This window comes from Microcoleus sp. MOSTC5 (assembly GCF_036701825.1).
Taxonomy (GTDB): Bacteria; Cyanobacteriota; Cyanobacteriia; order Cyanobacteriales; family Microcoleaceae; genus Microcoleus; species Microcoleus asticus.
Map to the genome: position 1 here is coordinate 1 of NZ_JAUBRK010000197.1, position 1,002 is coordinate 1,002.

Annotated in this window: 1 protein-coding gene; it reads left to right on the forward strand. The window is 41.0% G+C overall.

Going from position 1 to position 1,002, the window contains the following annotated elements:
• Nucleotides 1–242: 242 nt before the first annotated feature.
• Nucleotides 243–506: a hypothetical protein gene (locus QUA54_RS34355; RefSeq protein WP_333419515.1), complete on the forward strand. Its 264-nt coding sequence runs from the start codon at nt 243–245 to the stop codon at nt 504–506.
• The last annotated feature ends 496 nt before the right edge of the window (nt 507–1,002 follow it).

Genomic DNA, 1,002 nt, shown 5'->3' on the forward strand with positions numbered 1-1,002 from the left:
ATTTTAAACCATCCTAATCTTCCTTCAGTCTTGTCTTATGGTACTTTGGCTGCTTAAAAACTGTCCGGAGTATTGATTAGGAATACTCAAAATCTGCAGTGAGAAACAAGCTAAACTACTCGGAGTTAAGCCCTGCACAAGAATTAGTCCACATTTGGAACAATGTTGTCTGAGATTGAGTGCCAATATGTCATACGAGCAAACGGCAGTAGATTTAGAATACATCACCGGTGTCCAAACCAATGCCATGTCACAACGCCCGATTAGTCCATCGGCAAGAGTTTCAGTTGCCGATAGTCACAGAACTAATTGAAGAATTATGTGTAGATGGAGGAAAAGTTAGATTAAGAACTGCACAGGGACTAGAATGTATCTACAAAGACTATAAAGCAATGCACACCAACAGCGGATTAATCGCGGTTTATCAAGATAACATTGGGCTGATTAATTGGGTCAACAGTCAACCCATCGCGTCAATTGTTACCTGTCGCTTGAGATGGACATGATGGAATTTGGAATATTATCGCTTTAGTCGCCCCAAATCGACAACGCCGAGAAATCCTTGACTGGTATCATCTGATTGAAAATCTGAATAAGGTTGGCGGTTCACAACGAAGAATCAATGAAGCCCAAGCTTATTTATGGATGGGACAGGTAGAAAAAGCGAAACAACTTTTTGCAAATCTGACAAAAAAAGCCGCACAGAATTTCTGCGTATATCTCAACAAACACGCCTGCACGCATCGTTAATTACCACTATTATCAGTCAAATAAGATTTGCTCGATTGGCTCGGGTGCTGTGGAATCCGCAATCAAAAAAATTGGTCGTCGTATCAAAATTTCTGGCGCACAATGGAATGAGCAAAATGTCCCGCAAGTCTTGGCTCATCGAGTAGCTTACTTAAATGGAATGATGGGTGTCAATCTCAAATTGGAGTTTAGACTAAGCACAAATTGACCCAGCTAATGCTGAGGGGAAAAAATGGTTGATCAGATGGTTGA